Here is a 24340-nt window from a genome sequence, read left to right on the forward strand (position 1 = left end):
CTATAATGCAATTAGACCGATTAAACATAACATTGCTGTAACAATAGAAAAAACCGTTACAACTTTTGTTTCTGGCCAACCTGATAATTCAAAGTGGTGATGAATTGGTGCCATTTTAAAGAATCTTTTCTTTGTTTTTTTAAAATAAGCTACCTGAATAATAACAGATAAGTTTTCAATGACATAAATAAGTCCTACAATTAAGATGAAAAGTGGCATTTTCATAACAAAAGCTGTCGCCACTACAAACCCACCTAATGCAAGAGATCCTGTATCCCCCATAAAAACTTTGGCTGGGTAGGTGTTGAAAAGCAAGAACCCGAGCAAACTTCCGACTGCTGCACCAGCAATAGGTGTAACTTCGCTTAATGTCACAAAAGCTACTGCTGCAAAGAAAGTTGCTACAAGTACTGTTACACTAGAAGCTAATCCATCTAATCCATCAGTTAAATTTACCGCATTAACAACTGCAATCACACCAATGACTAAAAGCGGCCAGTAAAGCATGCCAATATCTAACATACGTCCATTGGTAAATGGTAAGAGTATACGTGTATCAATACCTACATAAAAATAGAGTAGGTACGCAAAAATGAGGGTCACTGCTAATTGCCCAATAATTTTTTGCATTGGTGTAAGTCCTAAAGAACGTTTCTTCACAATCTTAATATAATCATCTAAAAACCCAATAAAGCCAAATCCAAGTGTTACAAATAGAATGGTTTGCAAAGACTTATTCCCACTTACAAAAAGTAAGCTCGTTAGCGTCATACTCATTAAAATAATAATACCACCCATAGTTGGAGTACCCGTCTTCTTAAGATGAGTACTTGGTCCATCATCTCTCACATTCTGCCCAAATTTCAAACGTTTTAAGAATGGGATGATAAATGGACTGATGACGATGTTTAATAAAAATGCAATAATAACTGCATAAAAGACTTGATTATTCATTATCATTCACCTTTCCTATTGCTTTCACAATTTCTTCAAACTGCATCCCCCTTGATGCTTTGAGTAAAACGGTATCTTCTGGTTGAAGAATCTGTTCAAGATCAAGAATCAAATCCGCTTTGTCTTTATAGTATTTTACTTCTAAATGATCTTTCCTCGCATGCATGGCACCCTCTGCAATGTGTATTGCTAAATCTCCTACTGCATAGAGTTTATCAATGCCCAGCGCTGCAACATACTGTCCGACTTGCTCATGTAAATCTTTTGCAAATTCGCCCATTTCAAACATATCTCCAAGGACTGCAATGTGCCTTCCCTTTGTTTCATATTCTTCAAGAACCTTTAAAGAAGCACACATAGAATCTAAACTAGCATTATATGCATCATCTAACAAAGTGATGCCTTTTTCTGTTCTAGAAATATTCATGCGCATTTTACTTGGTGTATAAGATAAAAGTCCTTTTTGAATTTGCTCCTTTGTCATTCCTAACTTTTCACCAATGGCAATAGCTACTAAGCTGTTATAAACCATATGGATACCAAGAGCTGGTATAACTACCTCATACTTATCACTTGGTGTAATGACTGTGGCATACGTATCATGGCCTTTAGCATACACATGCTCACACCGGTAATCATTGTTTGCACCTTCACCAAATCTAGCAAGTTGCCATTTATCTACTTCTACTTGCGCTAAGAGGTCATTATCCCCATTCAAACATAGGAACCCACCTTCTTTAAGCCCATCTAAAAGTTCTAATTTAGCTTTTAAAATGCCTTCTCGTGAACCTAAGTTTTCAATATGAGACGTTCCAACATTGGTAATAACCCCCATATCCGGAAGGACTGTTAAACTCAGACGGTGAATTTCATCAAAGTGATTCATACCCATCTCAATGACCGCCACTTCATGTTCATGACTTAAGTTAAATAAAGTAAGTGGAAGACCAATTTCATTGTTGAAGTTACCTTGTGTCTTTAAAACGTTAAACTGGGCACTTAGCACTGCAGCAATCATATCTTTTGTAGAAGTTTTACCTACACTTCCAGTAACTGCAATGACTGGAAGTTGAAAAAGACTTCTATAATAAGCTGCAAGATCGAGTAAAGCTTTCTTCGTATCTGCCACAAAAATATGCAAGATACGTTCATCTCTTATTGTTAATTCCTCTGTTAGAGTAGCACTTGCCCCACTACTTATAACACTGGCAATAAACTCATGTGCATCAAAGCGTTCGCCTTTTAAAGGCACAAACAAACTTCCTTCTTTGATCTTTCTTGAATCAGTTTCAATAGCTGTTATAAAGTTATGCCCACTAGGAGGAGCATTTAAACATCTCCCCCCTATTGCTGCAATAATATCTTGTAAAAGCAGTTTCATCATTCTTCCCCCTGTATAAATGCACGCACAATTTCTGAATCATCAAAGTGAATAATACGTTCTTTAAGGATTTGGTAATTTTCATGTCCCTTTCCTGCAATGAGTACTACATCACCTTCACTTGCGCGGTTTAAAGCTTGACAAATCGCTTCTTTACGATCTTCCATTTTCACATAATCTACTTGGTGACGTTTTACCCCAACTTCTACTTGCTCTAAAATGGTAAGCGGATCTTCACTTCGTGGGTTATCCGATGTAATGATCACTTCATCTGAATATCTTGCTGCTACTTCTCCCATCAGTGGGCGCTTGGTATTATCACGGTCTCCCCCACACCCAAACACGGTAATAATACGTCCTTTTACAAATTGCTTAATCGTTTCAAGAACATTTTCTAGTCCATCTGGCGTATGAGCATAATCTACAAGAACGCTATAACCTTTTTGTGAACTAAAAGATTGTACACGCCCTGGGACACCTCTTACCACTTTCATATGATCTAAAATAAATTCCATAGGTAGGCCAAGTTGTCTTGCAGTACAAATCACAGCTAACGTATTGTATACTGTAAACTTGCCTGGAATTGGCACTTCTACTTGGTAAGCACCCTCTGGTGTACTTAAATGATATGTTACGCCTTGTGCTGTAACATGAATCTGAGATGCATGGTAGTCAGCTAGGTTATCAATACCATAAGTGATAATTTCACAAGTTGCCTTTTCTTTCATCTTATGTACATAGCTACTGTCTTCGTTTAACACACCAACTTGACAACGACTAAAAAGTATTGCCTTTGCTTCGGCATAGGCATCCATTGTTTTATGGAAGTCTAAATGGTCTTGTGTTAAGTTAGTAAAAATACCTATTTTAAAGTCATTTTCGTCCACTCGATGTAAAGCAAGGGCATGTGAAGAAACTTCCATCAAGCAATGACTCACACCTTCTTCTACCATCGTTTCAAGTAATTTTTGTAAATCTGCTGATTCAGGTGTAGTATGCTGGGATTTTAAAATGGTACGTCCAATACGATTTTCTATCGTTCCAATAATTCCAATTTTCTTATTGTAAGCTTCTAAGAGTTGCCCAAGCAAAAAGGTAATACTCGTTTTACCATTTGTTCCTGTTACGCCAACTAAGTCTAGCTTTGTAGAAGGGTGGTCGTAAAAGTTGACAGCAAGACGTGCCATAATTGTACGCGTATTGTCCACCTTTACAACTGTAATCCCCTCTTTTTGAATCTCTACGTGATCTTCCACCACAATGGTTTTGGCACCATTTTCAATAGCCGCCCCAATGTATTGATGACCATCTGTACTAAACCCTTTAATAGCAATAAAGAGCCCACTTGCAGTCTTAATGCGTGAGTCATATATAATCGAATCAACTTCTTGATTAGGCTCACCCATAATCAAGTCGTAGGGAATGTCTTTTAATACTGTTACAAGCTTCATAATGTCCTCCTCATGTAAATATACAAATATCTTAGTTATTATACCATGACTTTACAGGATTAAAAAGAGAAGTTACTCAGTATATAGCAGAATTTTACTATTTTTATTAATCTCCTCATTTGGAAGCGGGAATTGGCTAATGACAAGCTCTCCACTTCCTATAAATTCAATCAAAACTTGGTTGCTTTGTGCAAGTATCTTAGCTTCTTTTCGGGGGAGTGCCCTAAAGTCTGGTACCTTAATCGTCTGCGTCTCCTCAAGTTTTTGTTCCTCTTCGGTGTAAATAGGTTCAATCCCTAAATAAGGTAATGCATTGGCCATAATATCTTTCATAACAGGTCCTGCTACTGTACCACCATAGTAAACACCTTTAGGTTCGTCAATAAGTACTAGCCCTATTACTTGTGGGTCATCTGCTGGCGCAAAAGCCATAAAAGAAGCAATATACTTACCAGATCCACGTGGAAGCTTCTGTGAAGTAGCTGTCTTACCACCAATACGATAGCCTGGAATATAGGTCTTACTTCCTGTCCCTTCACTGACTACACTTTCTAAAATTACTTTCATCTGATCACTTGTTTTCGTCGAGATAATTTGCTCTCCCTTATTATGTTCAAAAACCTGTAAAATGTTCCCTTTATCATCTACAACTTCTTTTCCAAGATGTGGGGTAATGACATAACCGCCATTAATCACCGCTGATGCTGACGTTAGAAGTTGTAAAGGTGTAATTTGGAAAGATTGACCAAATGACATAGTTGCAAGCTCTACAGGTCCTATCTTTTCAGCAGGGTACATAATCCCCACAGCTTCCCCTGGCAAGTCTATTCCTGTTTTTTGTTTGAATCTAAACTGAACCATATAGTTGTGGAATTGGGTTGCTCCAATTCTTTCTCCAACCTCCATAAAGACAGGGTTACATGAATTTTGAACGCCTTGTACAAAGGTTTGGTGTCCATGGTTTCTAGGACTTCTCCAGCATTTAATGGTACGACCCCCGACGACTTTACTCCCGTTACAATTAAATTCACTTTCAGGTGTAATGACACCGCTTTCAAGTCCCATGGCTGAGGTAAATACTTTAAAAGTTGAGCCTGGCTCATATGTATCATTAATGGTAAAGTTACGCCACATACCATTTAGAAAATCTTGTTTTTCTTTGTAGGTATAAGTGTGCCAATTTGCGGCAAGCTCTGGATCATTAATGGTAAAAGGATCATTTAAATCGTATGTAGGATAATTTGCCATTGCATAGACTTCTCCATTTTGAGGATTCATCAATATAATAGCACCTCGTTTAGCTTCTTTCTCTGTGACAACCTTCTCTATAGCCTGTTCAGCATACTGCTGTAAGGTTATATCTAAAGTCGTTACTAAATGTGAACCATTTTCTGGGTCAATGCGCACCTCAACTTCTTCTTCTCGTCTCTCACCATGTCCATTAGTTTCCATAAGGATTTTTCCCTCTGTCCCTTTTAAATAAGAATCGTACTGCACTTCTAATCCTACAATCCCTTGATTATCTTTTCCTACAAACCCAATCACTTGAGCCGCTAAAGATTGATAAGGATAAAATCTTTTGGAGTCTTCATCCACCTTCACACCCGGTAAGTTCATATTGCGAATCTCATCTGCAATTTCTTTATCCACCTTTGTTTTGATACGTTCAAAAGCAACACGTTTTGTAACCTTTTTGTAAACGTCTTCATATTTTAGTTCTAGCTTCTCAGATAAAATTTTAGCGACCATTGCAGGATCTGTTACTTGAGCATGTACGACACCAATGGTGGATACAGAGCCACTTTTAGCAAGCACCTTCCCATTTCTGTCATAGATTGTTCCTCTTGTAGGTGAAATCAATCGATCTCTTGTGTGCTGTTCAAATGCTTTGTCTTGCAAAAAACTTCCCATGCCTATTTGCACATAAGCCAGTCGAATAATCAGTGCAACTAAGACAATCAAAAAGAGCATGCTACAGAACATAATACGCTTTTTTATCGTTGTCGGTACTTGTTTTTTCACTATAAAAACCTCCCTTATAAAAATACATCTTCTATTAAATGTATTTTTACAAGGGAGGCTTTATGCTCATTTATTGCATTGTTTGTACAATTATTTTACTACCTTTTTCAATTTTAGTACCCGCCTTAGGAATTTGATGACCAATAGTTCCACCTGTAGCACCTTCTAAACTAAACAGCCCATCTGCAATACGTTTGGCATCTTCTACACTCAGACCTACAAGCTCTGGGACTGGAATAACCTCTTTTGCTTCTCCAGCATCCAAGTAAACCTTCACCGTATCTTCTAATGGTAACTTGGTACCTTCTAAAGGATATTGGTTCACAATTTTATTCCCTACACCGATTACTTCATAATTTAAGTTTTCCATTTCAAGACGCTTAATCCCATCATAAATCTCTAAATCTATAACGCTTGGAACAATAGACATATTGACAACAGGTAAATTCTCATCCCCTGTGGGTTCAATCCCTAAATAAGGCAATACGTTTTCCATAATCTCTTTAAAAGCAAGCTTTGGTGTTGGATCTGTTTCTCCAATTTCATCAAAGATTACCAGCACCACAACTTGAGGATCATCTACAGGCGCATATCCCATAAAAGATAAGATGTGTTTACCTTCTCCACGGGGAAGTTTTTCTGCTGTCCCCGTCTTCCCACCTATTGTATAACCAGGTACTGCTGCACTTGCACCTGTTCCTGTTTTAACAACAGCTTCCATATATTTTTGAACTTGCTGGATAGTACTTTCGGCAAAAATTTGGCGCTTCACTTGCGGGGTTGTCTCACTGATGATATTGTTCTCATTATCAATCACTTTTGAGACAACATAGGGCTGCATCATATTTCCGCCGTTAATCAGAGAAGAAAATGCTGTAATAAGCTGTACAGGCGTCACTGTAAAAGTTTGTCCTATAGAACTTGTCGCTTTTTGCACAGGTCCTAACTTATTTAAGCTATGAATCATACCTGTTGACTCACCTGGCAATCCCACTTGTGTAATATCATTAAACCCAAACTTAATGAAATACTCATAAAAGATTTCATCAGGAATATTTTTACTAATATCAATCATTGCAGAGTTACAAGAATTGGCCATTGCCTGTTCTAAAGTCTGTAAACCATGTCCTTGCCTTTTCCAACATCTAATTTGATCTGGCCCCACTTGGCTGACCCCAGTACAGTTGTAATGGGTGTTCACATCAATAAGTCCCTCTTCTATTACCTCTGCCACAAGCAAAGGTTTAAAAGTAGAGCCTGGTTCGTAAGGATTTTGAATATTGTAATTTTTCCATGCTCTATTGAGTGCTGCTGCTTGTTCTTCACTACTTAGTCCATTCCATGCTTCTGGCCCAAGCTGTTTAGATAAGTTCGTATAGCTATTAGGATCATAATACGGATAGCTATACATACTATAGATTTCGCCTGTTTTAGGATTCATCACAATTGCTGCCGCGTTTAAAGGCTTCACTTCTGCCACGTATTTATTCATGGTCTGTTCTACATATTGTTGAATGACTTCATCCATAGTAGACACAACAGTATGCCCTTTTTGTGGTGCTGCTACTTCAGTAGTAACAATACTTTCTTCTTGAAGCTTAGAATAGATACGTCCAGGCTTTCCAAGCATAACTTCATTGTAAGCTTGTTCAATACCATATTGCCCTTCCGTCTTGTTATAAAATCCTATCGTTTGAGCAGCTAGTGTGCCTTTTGGATAGTTTCTTACAAAGCTCTCCTCAAAAGAAACCCCTTTCACATTGGCCTCTTTAAGCATCATCATATCTTCCGCACTAATATCTTTCATAAAGATTTTATAGTAGGTCTCTGGATTACTATTTATAAGAGCCTCTATGTCCGCCGGTGTTTTCTTAGCATATTTTGCCAAAGTGTCATATGTATGCACCCTTTGCTCATCTTTAAGCTTTAAGATATTAATAGGATCTAAAATAATATGATACGAAAGGGTACTTGTTGCAACCGTTTTGTTATTACGGTCTACAATTGTCCCTCTTAAAGCCTTCACCTCTTTTTCCGCACTCATCATTCTCGCACGGACTTCTTTTTCATACTCTTCCCCTTTGACTATTTTAAAGTACCCTATCCGGTATACTAAAATTAATATACACAGGAGCATAGCACCTTTGACCCATTTCATGCGTACGGCCATCCGTTTCATGTAATCTGTTTGCTTCATGCCCACTGACTTTTTCTTCGCACCATTTTTCTTTGTACTATTTTTCTTACTTACTTTTTTACTCATTTTCTAGCCTCTTTACTCATCATAGACCGTATAGCTTTCTTGTGCTAACGACAAATATACAACTTGATGTGGAAGTGGCTCAGACATGTTAAGCTGGTCTTTTGCCACTTCTTGAATATGTTCTAAATTTAAGTTAGCTGCAATCGTAGCTTGTACACTGTTAATCGCACTTTGTGTTTCTCTAATTTCTGTATTCACAAGCTTGAGTTCTCTTTGCTTAATGGATAAGCTTGAAGTCACACTTACAAAACAAAAGGCACCTACAAAAAGTACAAGGCCACATACAGTCATTTTACATCCAAAGATAATATCTTCTTTAGAACGTTTTTGTGGCGCTGGACGCTTAAGTGGTGTGAAATCAGGTTTTTTCTCTGGTAAACGGTAAGGTGAGTCTCCGTAATTAGGCGCTTCTGATCCGTATTGATAATTGTATCTGTTGTATGGATAATCAGCCATCTAAATTCCCTCCCAATGCTCTCTTTTTTATCTCTATAATTTTTCTATAATTCTTAATTTCGCGCTACGTGCTCTAGGGTTAAATTCAAGTTCCTCTTCAGATGGTAAAATAGGTTTTCTTGTAATGACACGTACTTGAGGCTTTTTCCCACAAACACACATTGGGATACTTTTTGGACAAGTACATGGATCTTCAAGCTCTTTAAATGTATGTTTAACAATACGATCTTCTATAGAGTGGAAAGTAATGATGCAAAGCCTTCCGCCTTTTTTCAAATGAGGCACTACATCTAAAATAGTAGGTCTAATAATGTCTAACTCCTTATTTACTTCTATACGAATCGCTTGGAACGTTCTTTTTGCTGGATGAGGACCATCTTTACGTGCACCTGCTGGAACAGCTCTTTTAATAATATCTACAAGTTCATGAGTTGTTTCTACAGGCTTCTCACTTCTTGCCTCTACTACAAATTGTGCAATACGTCTTGCCCAGTTTTCTTCACCATAAGATTTAATCACACGAAACAGTTCTTCTTCACTGTATTCATTCACTACCTCATAAGCTGAAAAATCATTTTCTTGATTCATACGCATATCTAGTGGGGCATCATGCATATAAGAAAATCCACGAGAAGCTTCATCTAATTGATGTGAAGATACACCAAGGTCAATGAGCATTCCATCTATACCTTCTGGTGCATACTCTTTTAAAATATTGTCAACATCTACAAAGTTGTTGTGTACAAGTGTCACTTGTGGTTTAGCATGTGCAAGTCTTTGGGTTGAAGCCTTCAGTGCATTAGTGTCTTGGTCAATACCAATAAAGTGACCTTTTTCACATAAACGTTTACATACTTCGCCAGCATGTCCAGCCCCACCTAAAGTACCATCAGCATAAGTACCATCGTCCTTTATAGCAAGTCCTTCTATACATTCATTTAATAATACTGATACGTGTTCAAAATTCATACTCATTTCACCTCTATATTCCTAATGATTCCATCTGTTCTGCTAAGGCATTTGCATCAAAAGCATCGTCATTATAGGTATCCCACTGACTACTACTCCAAACTTCTATGCGATTTCCCATACCTATAAATACTATGTCTTTTTCTATACTGGAATATACTTTCAAATGACTAGGAATTAAGATTCTTCCTTGTTTATCAGGTGTACATTCTACAGCTCCCGCTAAGAAAAAACGTACAAATTTACGGGCATTTGTATTTGTTAAGGGGAGTTCTTTAAGTTTTTGTTCAAAGTTTGTCCATTCATTTTGGGGGTAGGCAAATAGACATCCATCTAAGCCTTTTGTGAGTACAAAACTTGTTCCTAGCTGTTCTCTATATTTAGATGGTACGACGACTCTACTTTTGTCATCCAAGCTATATTGGTACTCACCAATGAACATACCCCACTTTCCCCCCTTTACTCCCCACTTTGAACCACTTTTAACCACTTTCTTATATTTTATTGCTTTCTATCCAACTTTTCAAGTGATTTTCAATAAAATGTAAAAAAACTAGTGCCTTAGGCACTAGCTGATGCTGAATATTCTCTATAGTATCTTACAATAAGTTCGTCTAGTTGTTGACTCACTCGATATAACTCATTCATGTCGTCTGTATAAGCCGAACTTTTTTCTACAAGTCCATTAAGGCACACTTGTAAATCTACGATCTGTCCTTGTGTTGTATTCATTTCAATCCCTCCAAAAGTGTTTCTTTATATATCTCTCTCTATAGTCTAATTATAGTCCCATTTTTGGAATTAATCAACATTAATTTACATTTTTTTGAATTTAATTTTAGAGTTTTTTCGACACCACATCACACCAATAATTCCTGCTACAATAGAAATCACAGCTACAATTTGGGATGCTGCAATGTTAATACCAGGTACAATCAGTTGGTCTGTTCTAAGACCTTCTATCCAAAAGCGTCCAATACCATACCCTGCTATATAAAGGAAGAAAATCTCTCCATTTCCCTTCTTGTACTTTCTATAAATGAGTAAAAGAATAAGTAGAACAAAGTTCCAACAAGATTCATAGAAGAAAGTCGGATGAACTTGAATAAACTCGATTCCATTTCTTACCACTACGTTATCTAGCATATTTTGTGTCACATGAGTTGTCGCTTCTTCTTTCATAATTTGCATAGCTAAAACATTATTGGTATAGTCTCCAAAAGCTTCTTTGTTAACAAAATTTCCATATCTACCAATGGCTTGTCCGACAAGTAGGCCGTAAGCTGCGATATCTCCAAATTGCCATAAACTTATTTTCTTTATACGCGTATAAATCACTGCAACGATAAAAGAAGCAATAATAGCACCATAGATGGCTATACCACCTTGGCGTAGGTTAAAAACTTCCATAAGATGGTCTTTGTAATAGTCCCAATTAAAAGCTACAAAGTAAGTTCTTGCCCCTATAATAGCAAATACAATATCATATAATAAAAAGTCAAAAATATGATCTGGGGATACCCCTTCCTTCTTGGCAATATACATACTCATGCAAAGTCCTAGCAAAATGCCTGTTGTTAAAATAATGCCGTACCAGTAAATGGGCACTCCAAATACATTAAAGGCAATAGGGTTAATATGAAAAGACAAATTCAAATTCGGAAAATAAATATTTGGCATATGTTTCCTCCTGTCTGTTTTTACTTATTATATGCCTGAATACCCCTTCTGTAAACAGATGACTTGCATATTTTTCACAGTTGTTTCCTATACTATATTAATGAAGGCTCACTTAACTTATAGGATTGGAGGAATGAAAATGGCACAGTCCAAACGTCATTACCGCGTAGCTGAACGTACTAAAGAATTAGAAACGCAAGATGCACTCCTTACGCGTGACTACTTACGAGAAATGTCTTTTCTTAGTGGCATGATTTACTTATGTAGCATTTTATTAAGCTTTAGTGTCGGCTATTTGCTAGGAAAACATAATTAAATCTTAAAAACTGCACTTTGTTGCAGTTTTTTTCTTGTAATCGCCATTGCAACCTCTTTCCATATCCTTTATAATTTAAAATTAGTGCAATTGATAAGAGAAACTTTTATTATAGCCATTTTATACTTCGGTATACACATAGAAAGGATGAATGATATGAAACTAGGGATTGTAGGACTACCAAACGTTGGTAAAAGCACATTATTTAACGCGCTTACAAAAGCAGGTGCTGAATCAGCAAACTACCCATTCTGTACAATTGAACCAAATGTGGGGGTTGTAGCTGTACCAGATAAAAGACTTGATGTTTTAAAAGAAATGTATCAATCTGAAAAAATTCTTCCAGCTGCTGTAGAGTTCGTAGACATTGCAGGTCTTATCAAAGGCGCAAGTAAAGGTGAAGGTTTAGGAAATCAATTTCTTTCACACATTCGTGAAGTTGATGCGATTGTACAAGTTGTAAGATGCTTCGAAAACGACAATATTATTCATGTAGATAAAACTGTTGATCCACTTCGTGATATCGAAACAATTAATCTAGAACTTATCTTCTCTGATATGGAAGTGTTAGAACGTCGTATTGCTAAAACTAAAAAAACAGCTAAAAATGATAAAGCATTAGCAGCTGAACTTGTTATTTTAGAAAAACTTTATGCTGTTTTAGAAGAAGGCAAAGGTGCACGTAGCTTAATGGGCGAAGATGCTGACCACGATGCTTTTATCGAATCTCTTGGTCTCATCAGTGCAAAACCTGTTCTTTACGCAGCTAACGTATCTGAAGATGACTTAGTAAGTGGTGAAGACAACGATTATGTGAAAAAAGTTAAAGCCTTTGCTGCAGAACACGGTTCAGAAACATTTGTAATCTGTGCACAAATCGAACAAGAACTTGCTGACTTATCTGATGAAGAAAAAGCGATTTTCTTAGAAGATCTTGGCCTTCACAATACAGGTTTCGACCTACTTGTTGCCGCAAGTTACAAACTTCTTGGTCTCATCAGTTACTTAACAGCAGGTCCAAAAGAAGTACGTGCTTGGACGATTACAGAAGGTACGAAAGCACCAGGTGCTGCTGGTAAAATCCACTCTGACTTTGAACGTGGATTCATCCGTGCAGAAATTGTTAACTTCAACGACTTAGTAGAAGCCGGCGCCTACAACGCAGCACGTGAAAAAGGGCTTGTACGTCTTGAAGGCAAAGAATATGTTGTCAAAGATGGCGACATCATTCTCTTTAGATTCAACGTCTAAAATAGCTACACTTCTATTTGAAGTATATATAAAAGAGGGACAAGGCCTAGGCCTTGTCCCTCTTTTATATATACTTAGCAAGACATACTTGCTTCATCCCATTTATTGATTCATTTGATGATAAGCGTCATCTGCTGGTTTCTCTACTGTTGTTTCTTTATGTGTAAATTTGGACATCATATCTGGTAAGTTAGATACAAGACCTGGTACCATGTCAATGAGTTTGCTCAAACTATCTTGTGCTTTAATGTTGATGAGTTGTGTTGTCCCATTTTGAATGACAAGCATAGCACTTGGTGTAATACGTGCGCCTAAACCACCTGCACCTTTATCTGAGTTCCCATCAATGTTTTTTTCTTTATCTTTATTGCGTTCTTGAAGCTTTGTTGCTGCTGCAGCACCCGCACCTACTCCAAAGCTTACATCTACAAGTGGTACTAAAATCGTATCTGCAATATGAATAGGTTCCCCTACTACTGTTTTAGTGTTAATAAAGTGTTCAAGTTGACCAAGTAATACCTCTAAATTATTATTGAGTTTTGATTCCATTTTCTTCATCCTTTCCGAAATGCATTATCTTTTTGATTATGATTCTTACTTCTTTATGAAAAACAAAGGCTAACACTGGATAAACGAACTTAAATAAATTAGTTTTGCCTCTTATTTCTATGCACCCTTCAAAGCGAGCCTCTTCAAAATCGCCCATAATATTGCCATAAGGTGCATACACTGGATAAAGTGGCATAAGTTTGGCAAGCCACAACCCCGTTTCAGCTGGATCTTCCAACCCAAACAGGACTTCAAAGTATAAAGCTTTAGGTTTTAAGGCATACCACCAACTGATTAATAACTTTTTACACGCTTGAATAAAAGGTTTTCTGGCTTCATCTTTCCAGATGGCTTGAAGTTCTTGCCAAATATGTTTAAAATCCATCTCCTTTTTCTCTTTAGTGTGTGTCTTCTCTTTCTTACTATCCCTTTTCCCAACTTTTTGTTTAGATTTTTGGGATATTTTTGGGGTAGGCTCTGTAACTTTTTTTGCGCTACTTAATTCTATTGGTGGCACTTGAGTAAGCGGCTTTTCCTTTTCTTTGGGTCGTGTCAAAGCATCCTGGTTCCTATCCTGTACCAACAGCTCTTGCTGCTCGGCAACAGAGGCCGTTGCTTCTGATGTTTTAAACCACCGCATAAGCTTATCTAGGTCTAGTCCAAAAAGTTTGAGACGTATAGATTTTGCTTCCTTTGAATTGTAGTCTATTTCTAATATTGCAAATAAACGTAGGTTCACTTGTCCACTCATTGTCTCTTGCTTTTGCCCCACTATGTCATAACAAATGGGTAAAAAAAGGAGTGCTGCAACAATCACTAAAAGAAGTGTGCATAAAATGCCTATTACCCATAATATTATTTTTAATATAAGCCATAATATAGTCATTACCCACCTCTTTATTCCGACTGCAATAGATCATAGGTCAAACTGTTGGTGTTATAAAGTCCATCAATCAATGTAACCGTATAGTCGATGAGCCATGATTTATCTTTGCTTATACCTAGGATGAAACTCTGCTCATAACGCTTATCGATTTGATAAGCAGGTATGATTTCAAATAAGTTTCCAGGTCTTGGCGGTGTGCATAGTACATAAACATCCCTAGGTCCTTTATTTTTTTTAACAAGTTTAGGATAGAAACGCTTATAAGGTAGGTCTTTATCGATTTTCATATACCTGGAAGTTCTCATGTTTCTCCTCCTTTGTATAAACTTTAGCAATTATATAGCCTTATCTAATTATAAATAATTATACCATGAACCATCATATTTTGACTATATGAAGCTTTCTTTATTTCACAAAACTTATTATAATAGGTTTTGACATAAAATATGTTTTACTTTAACGAAAGGATTATCTCTATGAAATTATTTGATTTATTTTCAATCCCTAAACCCTATCATTTTTATATTCAACTTGCTTTAGCACTTATTGTAACCCTGGGGCTACTTTTACTCAGCAAAACTTTACGTAAAGTGATTATTAAGTTTTTTACTCACTTTAATGATAAACTTCCAAACTTTTTGGATGAACTGAATCTGGCCTTTGCCAAACCCCTTGACTACTGGCTACGTATATCTAGCCTTTATATGGGACTTATACTTTCACCTTTTGTAGCCTATAATCATCTTAACCAAGTAGAGCTCTACATCAATGAATCTCTTCAAATTAATTTAGCCATTGTTCCAATCAAAAGCTTACATATGGTGTATGGACTCCTCTGTATTGCACTAGCTACTTGGGCAACTTATAACTCTGTCAACATTTATGAAGACATTCTTATGGAGATTGGTTCAAAGTTTATGCTCCTTGACCATCAGTTACTCATTCGTTTTACTGGAAAGATTATTCGTCTTACGATCATACTGATTGGTATAATGATGATGATTACCCAACTCAACATTAAAATTGCGGGCATTCTCACTGGTGTAGGTTTAGGAGGAGTGGCATTCACCTTTATTGCCAAAGATACGCTCACCAACATTATGAGTGGTGTGGTCCTCATGATTGATAGACCTTTTACTATTGGGGATTGGGTGCAGTGTGGGTCTATTGAAGGGATTATTGAAGATGTCAGCTTTAGAAGTACACGCATTCGCACCTTTGAGCAAGGTCTTGTAATTGTCCCTAATACAACCCTTGCAAATGACAATATCCTTAACTGGTCAACTATGCCAAAAAGAAGAGTACGCTTCTCACTTGGAGTAACCTATGATACTTCTTCTGATAAACTTCAAACCTTCATGGACCAACTTAAAGAGAGTTTAGCCCAAAACGACTTAATTGAAAAGGATACTAGCCTTGTTTACTTTGATGATTTTGGCGATTTCTCTTTAAATATTATTGTCCTTTTTTACGCATTACAAACAGATTTAAAAAGTTATTCTGCCTTAAAACAACAAGTTAATCTTGATATTATGCGTTTGGCAGCTGAACTGGAAGTAAATATTGCCTTCCCAACTCAAACTATTCAAATTCAAAATACTAACGACTAATTAAGCATCGAGGTCGTCACTAAGTGTATACACCTCTTGTGACAATGAATAGCAACTCTAATTGCTAACAAAAGGGCTGTCAACCTAGTGAAATTTCTAGTTTGACAGCCCTTTTGTTCATAAGTACTTATAGTAATTCATCAGTTTCAGTTCCCTTGGCACAATAGCTCTCGATTGCTTTTGCCATAAAGGCTGCTGTTCCTACACCATTTCGATCAATATTCTTGGCAAATCGCTCATCCCCAACATACATAAGTCCTAATCCAGCTAGAATCTCTAGTGTACAGTTGTAGAAGTGCTCAGTAATATAATCTTGCCACTTTTTCACCAAGGCTTGGGTACTTTCACCCTCTGGGTCACCTGTTCTATTTTCGCTAAAGGCTTTTAGTAGCGCATCTCCCTCTCCTTGTAAGCACTTCCACTTTGTTTGATCGTAATGACTTGTTCTTTCTTGACTCTCTACATAAGCCTGTGTATTGCCCCAGCGCGTTTTTACTTCCTTTGCATATTTCTTTTTATCCGCTTCTATCTGTGTCGTATCAAATGCTTTAAAATCCATAGTGCATTCTCCTTTAAGTGTAAGATTAACAAGATCAATAAGTCCATCTAAGCGTTTCCTCTTTTGAATCAATAAGGCTTTGTGACTGTAGAGTGCTTCTACTTGATTATAGCTTGGGTCGGTCATGATGGCTTTAATTTCCGTTAAAGGAAAATCTAATTCTTTAAAAAAGAGAATTTGCTGCAACCGCTCAAGCGCTTCCTCATTGTACAATCGATAGCCGCTCTCAGTAATTTCACTAGGCTTTAAAAGCCCTATTTCATCATAGTAATGCAAGGTTCTTACCGTAATTCCTGTAAGTTTTGCAACTTCATTGATTTTCATGCCAAAATCCCTCCGTCTCTTTCAGAATCTCTGCCGTTGGTGTAATGGTTGCTTCATAAATACTTTTGCCTGTCTTAGCTAAATAATATTTAATCAGCGCATAGCCACATGCATAACCTGCACAATAAGGTATGCCCATCGGTTCTACACCTCGCATGGCCATTATTTCATCTCCATATAAATAGGATGAAAGGCTATTAAAGTCATGCACCTCAAGGTTTGCTTTAATTGCAGGTTTAATATGCATTTCTAGTGTTTGGCTACTTGTATGGGTCACCCATTTCCCCACTTTGTCTTCTCCAAACATATGTGCTGCAAAGTTTTCAGCAAGGCCTTCACTCACAATCATATCCGCTAAGGTAATCTGAGGATGCCAGCCAATAAACTGCCATCTTACATTATGATTGGCTTCATGAGCAAGTGCCACAGGCAGCATACGAAGTGCTGTTTCATTAGGAATGATAGTTCCAAAGATGTATCCCGGAATCCCTCCATCCCCACAATAATCACCCGTCATTGCTGACATAGGATGGGTTGGGTCGTTGAGTAGGATTGTAAAGATATATTCTTGCACAGGTAAGGTAATGTTATGCTGCTCAAATCCTTCTAAAGTCTCTCGAATACTCTTTTCGCAAGCATTCCAAAAAGACGGATTGCTTATCTGTTCAATTGCACCTAAACAGTCTTTAGTTATTTGTGCCGGATGGTATCCACCACTCATATGGCTTGCAGATACAACGTCGCAGCCACCCTTCTCACTTGCTTCTAGTGGTACACCGATGCACTGCCATTTGAACTCAAAAGGCTTCATGAGTTCATAGCGGTAGATTCGTTCTCTTTCTTCATTGGATGCACTTACCATTTTACGATACATATAATCTGAACGTATAGTTGTAATATTCATAGTCATACCTCTTTTCTTAACGCCTGTTGCGCTATAACTATACTTTAAACTATGACGTTGCGTCAGAGTCAATACGCTTTTAAAATAAAAATAAGAAGTATATCAAGGCAATCTCATGTCCTATTAGAACCGCGTGTCTTGATATACTTCTTAAACTTTAAAATCCATTTTTATTATTTCAACCCAATATAAATGTATAGCTCTGCCTGCTCAAAATCACAGTTTAAATACTCTTCAAAATCTCCAGTAAAACTTCTCTCTAAATCAAGCTGCCAGATCGTTTCCCATGCTTCGGCTACTGCTTTTTGCATATGTCCTTTGACAAAGAATCTTGCATAGCGTCCACCTGGAATCTCTTTCGTACTCAATGTTGAAGGTGCTACTTGTGCAACTTCATGTCCTACTGTTACACAGTATGTATCGCCTTCATAATTCGAGTATAGTCCAACAGCATACCCATTCACTTTATGCTCAATAGTAGCACTAATCCCCTCTTGATAAAGTTGATTCCATAACCCCCCAATGATTTGTCCCATTTGTGGATCACCATTTCCTGTTCGAGCACTTGCACCTACAATACTTTTTGCTTCTAAATTTACGATTTCATAAGTCATCTTTATTACCTCTTTCTATTGGATAAGGTAAGTATACGCAAATAAATCTGACAACTGTATGTCATATTATAAAATTTTTTCATACTATCATGTCATAATGTTCTTTACATTTTCTCAATGCTTCTCATGTTTCTAATTATAAACTCCCTCCTACCTCTATTGCCTTATTACTCTGGACGTGTCTTAATCTTAAAAATAAAATAGTACCACTTCAATCCAATGATGATGAGGAGCACTATTCTCATTCCTAAATGATTAACAAGAATACAAGGAATCAGAAGCATTACCGACACAACGACTGGGATTCCTATTTTTTGTTTCCTTGTCAACGTACGGTCCTGAATAAAAGACTCTAAATATTTTTTATAAATAGAGGTCCTTACAAACCATTGATTAATCCTTTCCGAACCCCTAAAAAAACAAAATGAAGCAATCAACAGAAAAGGCGTTGTTGGCAAAATGGGCAAGACTACACCTAGTGCACCTAGACCAAAAGCTAGAAAGCCAAAGACTATATAAAAGGTCTTTTTCATGGTTTTTACTTTCCTTTCTTTGAACCAAATCTGCTTGGTCGCTCTCCAACCAAACAGTTCCTTACCCCTCATATATACTTTTATAAGTGCATGTCCTATGACCAGTTTCTCACTCTCATTACGCACAAAAAAAGCTAAGCTGCTTGCAATGGTTCATATTGAACTTGCATAGAGCTTAGCTTTTTTGTAGGGTCACATCTCATTCTTGGATGATTGGTATATTTTCAATTACATTCTACCCTATGTATTTCTATACTAACGTCTTATTACTCCTTAAAATGCTACCACCCATACCCCATAGCTTCTTTTACCTGCTCCATATCCTTAGTAGAGGTCAGACACTCAAGGAGCTTAAACCCAACTTCTGCGGCTGTTTGAGGGCAATAGGATGTGATGATGTTACCATCTATGACAATCGGTGCATTCACCACTTTTACGCCAAAATTTTCAAGTTGTTTTTGTCGATAGCCTTCTCTTAAATGATAAGTCGTTGCTTGCCTATTTGCCAGCACACCACTTTTCCCAACAGGTAAGGCACCTACACAAATAGTGGCAATAGGTTTTCCTTGTTGGTCAAATTGATGAATGCATTCTAAGAAGCGCTCATCATAAGCTTCTTCGTAAAACCCAAACTCCTCAAAGCCTCCTGGAATAGCTAATGCATCGTAGTCTGCTACCTGTACTTGGTCAAGTACCTGGTCTACCATCACAGGCACCTTAAAGGCACTGACTACTTTTTCCACAAACCCACACGTTGTAAGCGTTACATCTATGCCATAATCATTCCTAGCCCATCCTAATATATCTACAAAAGGACTAAATTCCATCGTTTCGAATCCTTTTGCAAGGAACATTAAGACTCTTTTCCCCTGTCCACTTTGTACTTCATCTAACGTTTCCATGACTCGCTTATAAGGATACTTGCCAAAGTCTTCTCTTGTAGTCGTCCCCGTTAAAACACCGCAAAAGGCTACACCTGCATTTTTTGCAGCTTCTGCATCAATGTAACTATCACCTACATAAAGAACCTGTTGTGGTGTACACCCAAAATGGACCATTGCCTTTTTGATACCTTGTGGATCTGGCTTGGCAACTTCTACATCTTCTCTCCCTATCACAAGGTCTACAAGTTCAGCGATTCCATACGCTTGCAACGTACTTTCTATTCTATAGCGATACTTTGTAGAAATAATCCCTACTTGATGCCCTGCACGTTTTAGACGCTTGAGCATAGGAATCGTTTCTTTATAGAGCACTGTATTGTCTGTCATTACTTCGTCTGCTTTTGCAATATATTCACACTCTAGTTCCTTGAGCACTGCCTCATCAGTATGTCCTGTCAAAATCTCAAAAGCATCTAAAAGTGTACGCCCTATAGTCTTTTTAATGGCCTCATCTGTAATACCTTCTACTTTGTGCTTATCTAAGACATGTCTAAAGCACATGACAATTCCTTTTTCTGAATCTGCCAAAGTGTAATCAAAATCAAATAAATATAAGTTATACATCTTTTTCTCCTTTATGCATTATGCCTTTGCATTAGGATATACCCTTCCTAGTTGTTTATCAATACCTTTTTATAAAAGCTTTAACAAGATTCTACTTCTCTCCTCCAAGTAGCCTGTAATATTTAGGCCTGATTGCTTCATCACACTGAGTGCACTGTTTTTTGGCTAAACATTCACACTTTGGCTTACCACATGCTTGATGCATCCTTTGCCAAACCGCCTCAATAGGTTCTTCCAAAATATTTCCGTAGGCTTCGTAAATAAAATCACAAGCTCTAAAATTGCCTTCATAGTCGATATAGCTATGCTGAATCCCTGCTCCACATCCATATTGGTCGGCGGACTCCACATAAGGAAAGACTGAAGTTTTAGGATATGCCTTCTCTGTGTTAAAGAGGATATGAAGGTTTATAAGTTGTGCCTTCTCTTCCATCGTCAAGACTTCACTTTGCTGGGCCTCTAAGTTGCCACAAGGAATAGGCTCTACAATTCTCAGCTCATGAATCCCTTGCCCTTTTAAGAACTTCGCCACTTCGTGAATCTCTCCTGTATGTAGCATTTCTTTAGTACATACAACCTGCCCCATTGTATAAAGACCTGCAGCCTTAGCGTTTTGAATAGCTTCTAGCGCAATGGCATGTGCCCCTTCATAGCCTCTTTTAGCATCATGCACCTGGGCATTTGTACTATCTAAACTAATAGCAATCCCAAATAGTCCAGCTTGCTTAAGTTTTTTAGCGCGCTCTTGTGTCAGTCCATACCCATTGGAGAAGACAAGTGTCATACTGCGCTCATCTATAGCCCTTAAAATATCTTCTAAATCTCTCCTTACCAGTGGCTCTCCGCCTGTAAAACCAATAATCCCCACACCTAAGTTTTGTAAGTCATTCATGATTTTTATCATTTGTTCCGTGGACAAGTCCTGCTGATTTTGGGCCATCATATGACTCGCACTACAGTGCCAACAATGGTACATACATTTTTTAGTGACAGCTACGTAGGTTGAAATAGGTGCAAGTCTTGCACCTGATACGTGACTAGTATAAAAATCCTGTCCTTCCCCCGGTACACTTTTTGCAATGGTATGGAAAGCTTCACTATTTATAGGTGGTAAAAAAGCATTGATGACAAAGTTCCCCTCATGTCTGACAATACGCTCATGTTCTATTACATTTAGCGAACATGCCACCAAGTATTTGAGTCGATAATGAGGATTTTGTGTAAAGCGTTTGTGTAAATAGTAAAAGTTTTTAAGTACCCCTGGATTGAACCACATAGGAACCGTCTTCAATATCGTGCTTAGTTTCATAGTATTCCCCTCTCTTTCTCTTTTTCAAAAAGCCCCCAAACAAAAGTGTGGGTCACTTGTTTAAGCGCTGCTGCTCTTAGATGTTGGCACATGCAGGTTTGTATCTTTTCATTTTGCAAATCCAACATACAGTCAAACCCTGCCAATGCCCCTGTATGAGTCACCCATTCTGCTAAATCTTTTTCATTTTTAAATCGAAAAGCTTTTTCTCCTGAGGCACCTGTAAGTTGCCTAAATCCTTGTTTTGTAAACCATCCATCAAACACCTGCTTATTTTTAGGGTTTGGTAACTCCAACATCACCTTCTGAATAGCACTTGAATATTCTAGAAGCAACTTGGGATAAATGCGTCGTATTTCAGGCAAAGTTGCCCGAGTGTTGACAATTACCCCAAATACTCCTCCCGGCTTTAAGACTCTATGTACTTCCTCAATCACTTTGCGAGGTGGCTGATATTTAATAGCCCAGCAGCATAGTACCCCATCAAAGCTTCCATCTGGCTGTGTTTTCAAAAAGCTTAACATATCTTGTTGCCTAAAGGTAGCTGGTTCTAAACTTTTATTTTGTGCTTGTTCGAGCATCCCCTTAGAGACATCCACTAGGCAAAATTCTGCTTCCTTATAAAAAGACCTAAGCTGCATGCTGTTATACCCTGTCCCACATGCCAAATCTAGTATATGTTCCGGCTTTTTAGGGAGTGCTGACTTAAAAGCTTCTAGTACCTGATCATTATAAGTATGCATCTGACTCAAAAACTTGGCTTCATAGCACTTACTTACCTTAGTATACGCTGTACCAATCTCTGTGCCTCTCACCCATTGTCCCTTCACACTCAAATACCCCAACTTACACAAGAGTTTTATGTATTTCATGTCTTTTCTCCTTTATAAAGCATTTCAAAGCCTCTGTTTATTTGTATTTTTTGATGGGTAAAATACGGCCTACATAACTGTTCTAAACTTTCTGGTGTAAACATACGACAGTTTTCAAAACATAAGGTTTCAAACACCCATAGTGCTTTTGTTTTTGGACTGCTCCAGTTAAACTCTGCAATCATCAGTGTTCCTTTAGGTTTCAAGCTTTTATGTACAAGAGGTATGACCTCCTCTGGTTTTTCCATATGATGCAGGGCATCACGGATCATCACCACATCAAATTGCTCTTTGAGCACCCCTTCATCCATCTCTTCTAATGTTGTTGTATAGATAATAAGATTGGTATTTTTCGCTCTGGCACGCTTGGTCATTTGTGCACAAGGGTCTACGAGCGTCACACAAGCCCCCTGACGTTGCAACACATCTGCCAGGGTGCCCGTACCCCCACCTACGTCTAAAATCTTTTTCCCACGAACAGTACCTAGTGCTTCTATCATGTGCTCATTACAATCCAAGTTAAACTGCTTCATAAAACGGTCATAAATCCCTGCATAATACTTAAATAAGTAGGACATCTCCATTCCTCTCTTTCCATACAATCTAACAAAAGACACTATCCAACGGCTTTCTCATCGGAATAGTGTCTTTTGTTTACTTCTTTTCTAGCATATTTTCAATAATAAGTGCCATCATCCCTAGACATAAAATAATATCACCTAGACTAATAATAAGTGCAAACTTGATAAAATGAACCGTAATAATGTCTCCTAACACTTCAAAATGTGTCAAGTCATTCATCACTGTATACAGGCCTGGCAATGGACTATTTAGGTCCATCCCTAAAACATTCAAAGCTTCTACCCCTACAGGCATAATCCCACCATTTGACAAAATCACAAGACCATTTAATAAGAACCCGATACCCATTACAACAAGAGCACGTTGTTCTTTGTTGAGGTATACAACAACGCCTAGTAACAAATAGGTTAAAAAATGCAATCCATAAGTCACAGGTCCAAACGAGAGAACTTGATAGTGCAATAACATTTTAGCAAGGAGCTCAACGCCAAATGCAACACCTATAAGCCAAAACCCTTTTATCTGTATAGCTCTTAAATTGCTCAAATGGCCCTTAAGTAAATATCCAATACCTATTGCTGAAATAATTGCAATTCCAAACATTTTCTACTCCCATATTTTATCCATTTTTTCACTTTTTTCAACTCCGTTTAAATAAGCATTGGCAACTTTTGGATGAAATTGTGTCCCTGCATACTTTGCAACTTCTGCATGAATCACTTCCTTTGCCAACCCTTTTCTATACGGCCTGTCACTGCCCATTGCATCTACTGTATCTGCAAGTTGAACAATATACACATCAAGTTCAAGTTCGTCTCCCTTACGTCCATCCGGATAGCCTAGGCCATCATAACGTTCATGATGATTTCTAATAATGCTTCTTGTATAATCTAAATGCTTAATAGCCTTAATAATATTTTCACCAATAACTGGATGTGTTTTTATAATATTGTATTCTTCTTCTGTGAGTCCACCTGGCTTATGAAGAATCTTATCACTGACACCAATTTTCCCAACATCATGAAGCATAGCTGCAATACGCAGTTTTTCTACCTGTCCTGAACGATATCCTAGCTCTTCTGCTAATAATACCGAAAGTTGTGCAACCCTAAAGGAGTGTCCCTGAGTATATTTATCCCTTGCATCCATGGCGTTCATAAGCGTTTCCACAGTCAAGTTATACTGATTTTTAGCTTCTGCATAGTAGGTAAAGGTGTACTTCACAAGAAGTACTGGGAACAAGGTAAAGATGATTCCCCAATAACTATAGGTCTCATACAGTTGTACAAAGATAATACCGAAAGGAATCATAATCATGTAATTAATTAGACCCAACCAGAAATCTTC

26 protein-coding genes are annotated in these 24340 nt (G+C 37.6%); 3 read left to right on the plus strand and 23 right to left on the minus strand.

The genetic code is table 11. The annotated features are described in order from the left end of the window. The 10 genes from mraY to lgt form a co-directional block, all read right to left on the minus strand. On the minus strand, positions 1 to 954 hold the full coding sequence (gene mraY / locus RRY75_RS04480; protein ID WP_332490837.1) for a phospho-N-acetylmuramoyl-pentapeptide-transferase: 954 nt from the start codon (positions 952 to 954) through the stop codon (positions 1 to 3). After that, complete coding sequence (locus tag RRY75_RS04485; protein ID WP_332490839.1) at positions 947 to 2335, minus strand: UDP-N-acetylmuramoyl-tripeptide--D-alanyl-D-alanine ligase; 1389 nt, start codon at positions 2333 to 2335, stop codon at positions 947 to 949. The genes mraY and RRY75_RS04485 overlap by 8 nt, the downstream gene beginning before the upstream one ends. Beyond that, the gene (locus RRY75_RS04490; protein ID WP_332527234.1) at positions 2335 to 3786 is read right to left on the minus strand and encodes a UDP-N-acetylmuramoyl-L-alanyl-D-glutamate--2,6-diaminopimelate ligase; all 1452 of its coding nucleotides are present in this window, start codon (positions 3784 to 3786) and stop codon (positions 2335 to 2337) included. Before RRY75_RS04490 ends, RRY75_RS04485 begins: the two co-directional genes overlap by 1 nt. A 72-nt stretch (positions 3787 to 3858) precedes the next feature. Next, the gene (locus RRY75_RS04495; protein ID WP_332715803.1) at positions 3859 to 5808 is read right to left on the minus strand and encodes a penicillin-binding transpeptidase domain-containing protein; all 1950 of its coding nucleotides are present in this window, start codon (positions 5806 to 5808) and stop codon (positions 3859 to 3861) included. Between the two features lie 70 nt (positions 5809 to 5878). Continuing rightward, positions 5879 to 8071, minus strand: a complete 2193-nt coding sequence (locus RRY75_RS04500; RefSeq protein ID WP_332490845.1) for a penicillin-binding transpeptidase domain-containing protein — start codon at positions 8069 to 8071, stop codon at positions 5879 to 5881. Between the two features lie 12 nt (positions 8072 to 8083). Continuing rightward, entirely contained in the window at positions 8084 to 8527 is a 444-nt protein-coding gene (locus RRY75_RS04505; protein ID WP_332490846.1) for a hypothetical protein, read from the minus strand. 33 nt (positions 8528 to 8560) lie between these two features. Next, a complete protein-coding gene (rsmH, locus tag RRY75_RS04510) occupies positions 8561 to 9496 on the minus strand; it encodes a 16S rRNA (cytosine(1402)-N(4))-methyltransferase RsmH (RefSeq protein ID WP_332490848.1) in 936 nt (311 codons plus the stop codon). Between the two features lie 13 nt (positions 9497 to 9509). After that, positions 9510 to 9938, minus strand: coding sequence for a division/cell wall cluster transcriptional repressor MraZ (gene mraZ / locus RRY75_RS04515; protein ID WP_332490850.1), 429 nt, complete (start codon positions 9936 to 9938; stop codon positions 9510 to 9512). Positions 9939 to 10057: 119 nt separating this feature from the next. Next, positions 10058 to 10228 (minus strand): aspartyl-phosphate phosphatase Spo0E family protein, encoded by a 171-nt coding sequence (locus RRY75_RS04520; protein WP_332490852.1) that lies wholly within the window; start codon positions 10226 to 10228, stop codon positions 10058 to 10060. 84 nt (positions 10229 to 10312) lie between these two features. Then, positions 10313 to 11176 (minus strand): prolipoprotein diacylglyceryl transferase, encoded by an 864-nt coding sequence (lgt, locus tag RRY75_RS04525; RefSeq protein ID WP_332490854.1) that lies wholly within the window; start codon positions 11174 to 11176, stop codon positions 10313 to 10315. A gap of 139 nt (positions 11177 to 11315) precedes the next feature. Between lgt and RRY75_RS04530 the strand changes: the two genes are divergently transcribed. Both RRY75_RS04530 and ychF read left to right on the plus strand, forming a co-directional pair. After that, entirely contained in the window at positions 11316 to 11492 is a 177-nt protein-coding gene (locus tag RRY75_RS04530; protein WP_332490856.1) for a hypothetical protein, read from the plus strand. A gap of 156 nt (positions 11493 to 11648) precedes the next feature. Then, complete coding sequence (gene ychF / locus RRY75_RS04535; protein WP_332490858.1) at positions 11649 to 12743, plus strand: redox-regulated ATPase YchF; 1095 nt, start codon at positions 11649 to 11651, stop codon at positions 12741 to 12743. Between the two features lie 102 nt (positions 12744 to 12845). Here the strand turns inward: ychF and RRY75_RS04540 are convergent, their stop codons facing one another. From RRY75_RS04540 to RRY75_RS04550, 3 genes are read right to left on the minus strand one after another with little or no spacing between them, the layout of a single operon-like run. Then, positions 12846 to 13292, minus strand: a complete 447-nt coding sequence (locus RRY75_RS04540) for a GerW family sporulation protein (RefSeq protein WP_332490860.1) — start codon at positions 13290 to 13292, stop codon at positions 12846 to 12848. Then, positions 13273 to 14178, minus strand: coding sequence for a hypothetical protein (locus tag RRY75_RS04545; RefSeq protein ID WP_332528353.1), 906 nt, complete (start codon positions 14176 to 14178; stop codon positions 13273 to 13275). The genes RRY75_RS04540 and RRY75_RS04545 overlap by 20 nt, the downstream gene beginning before the upstream one ends. A gap of 11 nt (positions 14179 to 14189) precedes the next feature. Further along, complete coding sequence (locus RRY75_RS04550) at positions 14190 to 14483, minus strand: hypothetical protein (RefSeq protein ID WP_332490866.1); 294 nt, start codon at positions 14481 to 14483, stop codon at positions 14190 to 14192. Between the two features lie 171 nt (positions 14484 to 14654). Between RRY75_RS04550 and RRY75_RS04555 the strand changes: the two genes are divergently transcribed. Beyond that, entirely contained in the window at positions 14655 to 15788 is a 1134-nt protein-coding gene (locus RRY75_RS04555) for a mechanosensitive ion channel family protein (RefSeq protein ID WP_332490867.1), read from the plus strand. Between the two features lie 127 nt (positions 15789 to 15915). Here the strand turns inward: RRY75_RS04555 and RRY75_RS04560 are convergent, their stop codons facing one another. The 10 genes from RRY75_RS04560 to RRY75_RS04605 all read right to left on the minus strand — a co-directional run. Next, entirely contained in the window at positions 15916 to 16671 is a 756-nt protein-coding gene (locus tag RRY75_RS04560) for a MerR family transcriptional regulator (protein ID WP_332490868.1), read from the minus strand. After that, complete coding sequence (locus RRY75_RS04565; protein ID WP_332490870.1) at positions 16658 to 17575, minus strand: DUF2268 domain-containing protein; 918 nt, start codon at positions 17573 to 17575, stop codon at positions 16658 to 16660. The genes RRY75_RS04560 and RRY75_RS04565 overlap by 14 nt, the downstream gene beginning before the upstream one ends. 173 nt (positions 17576 to 17748) lie before the next feature. Next, positions 17749 to 18189: a GyrI-like domain-containing protein gene (locus tag RRY75_RS04570; protein ID WP_332490872.1), complete on the minus strand. Its 441-nt coding sequence runs from the start codon at positions 18187 to 18189 to the stop codon at positions 17749 to 17751. A 167-nt stretch (positions 18190 to 18356) separates the two neighbouring features. Then, entirely contained in the window at positions 18357 to 18722 is a 366-nt protein-coding gene (locus RRY75_RS04575; protein WP_332715809.1) for a YbaN family protein, read from the minus strand. Positions 18723 to 19003: 281 nt separating this feature from the next. Next, positions 19004 to 20230 carry an HAD-IA family hydrolase gene (locus RRY75_RS04580; RefSeq protein ID WP_332490876.1) on the minus strand — a complete coding sequence of 409 codons (1227 nt, stop codon included), beginning with the start codon at positions 20228 to 20230 and terminating at the stop codon, positions 19004 to 19006. 91 nt (positions 20231 to 20321) lie between these two features. Continuing rightward, a complete protein-coding gene (locus tag RRY75_RS04585) occupies positions 20322 to 21539 on the minus strand; it encodes a radical SAM protein (RefSeq protein ID WP_332527240.1) in 1218 nt (405 codons plus the stop codon). Beyond that, positions 21536 to 22411 carry a class I SAM-dependent methyltransferase gene (locus tag RRY75_RS04590; RefSeq protein ID WP_332527241.1) on the minus strand — a complete coding sequence of 292 codons (876 nt, stop codon included), beginning with the start codon at positions 22409 to 22411 and terminating at the stop codon, positions 21536 to 21538. Before RRY75_RS04590 ends, RRY75_RS04585 begins: the two co-directional genes overlap by 4 nt. Beyond that, positions 22408 to 22989 carry a class I SAM-dependent methyltransferase gene (locus RRY75_RS04595; protein WP_332527242.1) on the minus strand — a complete coding sequence of 194 codons (582 nt, stop codon included), beginning with the start codon at positions 22987 to 22989 and terminating at the stop codon, positions 22408 to 22410. Before RRY75_RS04595 ends, RRY75_RS04590 begins: the two co-directional genes overlap by 4 nt. Positions 22990 to 23065: 76 nt before the next feature. Further along, complete coding sequence (locus tag RRY75_RS04600; RefSeq protein ID WP_332715811.1) at positions 23066 to 23596, minus strand: DUF5317 family protein; 531 nt, start codon at positions 23594 to 23596, stop codon at positions 23066 to 23068. A gap of 3 nt (positions 23597 to 23599) precedes the next feature. Next, a partial coding sequence (locus RRY75_RS04605; protein WP_332715813.1) for an HD-GYP domain-containing protein occupies positions 23600 to 24340 on the minus strand: 741 nt, incomplete at its 5' end.

It is taken from the genome of Niameybacter sp. (assembly GCF_036655075.1).
Taxonomy (GTDB): domain Bacteria; phylum Bacillota; class Clostridia; order Lachnospirales; family Cellulosilyticaceae; genus Holtiella.

Excerpts from the sequence above, each read along its gene's own strand:
- RRY75_RS04490 (WP_332527234.1), bottom strand. The coding sequence starts at position 3,786 with ATGAAGCTTGTAACAGTATTAAAAGACATTCCCTACGACTTGATTATG.
- RRY75_RS04585 (WP_332527240.1), bottom strand. The coding sequence starts at position 21,539 with ATGAAACTAAGCACGATATTGAAGACGGTTCCTATGTGGTTCAATCCA.
- RRY75_RS04570 (WP_332490872.1), bottom strand. The coding sequence starts at position 18,189 with ATGACTTATGAAATCGTAAATTTAGAAGCAAAAAGTATTGTAGGTGCA.
- RRY75_RS04595 (WP_332527242.1), bottom strand. The coding sequence starts at position 22,989 with ATGTCCTACTTATTTAAGTATTATGCAGGGATTTATGACCGTTTTATG.
- RRY75_RS04520 (WP_332490852.1), bottom strand. The coding sequence starts at position 10,228 with ATGAATACAACACAAGGACAGATCGTAGATTTACAAGTGTGCCTTAAT.
- RRY75_RS04505 (WP_332490846.1), bottom strand. The coding sequence starts at position 8,527 with ATGGCTGATTATCCATACAACAGATACAATTATCAATACGGATCAGAA.
- RRY75_RS04580 (WP_332490876.1), bottom strand. The coding sequence starts at position 20,230 with ATGTATAACTTATATTTATTTGATTTTGATTACACTTTGGCAGATTCA.
- RRY75_RS04500 (WP_332490845.1), bottom strand. The coding sequence starts at position 8,071 with ATGAGTAAAAAAGTAAGTAAGAAAAATAGTACAAAGAAAAATGGTGCG.
- RRY75_RS04560 (WP_332490868.1), bottom strand. The coding sequence starts at position 16,671 with ATGAAAATCAATGAAGTTGCAAAACTTACAGGAATTACGGTAAGAACC.
- RRY75_RS04545 (WP_332528353.1), bottom strand. The coding sequence starts at position 14,178 with ATGACTATATTATGGCTTATATTAAAAATAATATTATGGGTAATAGGC.
- mraZ (WP_332490850.1), bottom strand. The coding sequence starts at position 9,938 with ATGTTCATTGGTGAGTACCAATATAGCTTGGATGACAAAAGTAGAGTC.
- lgt (WP_332490854.1), bottom strand. The coding sequence starts at position 11,176 with ATGCCAAATATTTATTTTCCGAATTTGAATTTGTCTTTTCATATTAAC.
- RRY75_RS04555 (WP_332490867.1), top strand. The coding sequence starts at position 14,655 with ATGAAATTATTTGATTTATTTTCAATCCCTAAACCCTATCATTTTTAT.
- RRY75_RS04550 (WP_332490866.1), bottom strand. The coding sequence starts at position 14,483 with ATGAGAACTTCCAGGTATATGAAAATCGATAAAGACCTACCTTATAAG.
- rsmH (WP_332490848.1), bottom strand. The coding sequence starts at position 9,496 with ATGAATTTTGAACACGTATCAGTATTATTAAATGAATGTATAGAAGGA.
- RRY75_RS04565 (WP_332490870.1), bottom strand. The coding sequence starts at position 17,575 with ATGAATATTACAACTATACGTTCAGATTATATGTATCGTAAAATGGTA.
- mraY (WP_332490837.1), bottom strand. The coding sequence starts at position 954 with ATGAATAATCAAGTCTTTTATGCAGTTATTATTGCATTTTTATTAAAC.
- ychF (WP_332490858.1), top strand. The coding sequence starts at position 11,649 with ATGAAACTAGGGATTGTAGGACTACCAAACGTTGGTAAAAGCACATTA.
- RRY75_RS04540 (WP_332490860.1), bottom strand. The coding sequence starts at position 13,292 with ATGGAATCAAAACTCAATAATAATTTAGAGGTATTACTTGGTCAACTT.
- RRY75_RS04590 (WP_332527241.1), bottom strand. The coding sequence starts at position 22,411 with ATGAAATACATAAAACTCTTGTGTAAGTTGGGGTATTTGAGTGTGAAG.
- RRY75_RS04600 (WP_332715811.1), bottom strand. The coding sequence starts at position 23,596 with ATGTTTGGAATTGCAATTATTTCAGCAATAGGTATTGGATATTTACTT.
- RRY75_RS04530 (WP_332490856.1), top strand. The coding sequence starts at position 11,316 with ATGGCACAGTCCAAACGTCATTACCGCGTAGCTGAACGTACTAAAGAA.
- RRY75_RS04575 (WP_332715809.1), bottom strand. The coding sequence starts at position 18,722 with ATGAAAAAGACCTTTTATATAGTCTTTGGCTTTCTAGCTTTTGGTCTA.
- RRY75_RS04485 (WP_332490839.1), bottom strand. The coding sequence starts at position 2,335 with ATGAAACTGCTTTTACAAGATATTATTGCAGCAATAGGGGGGAGATGT.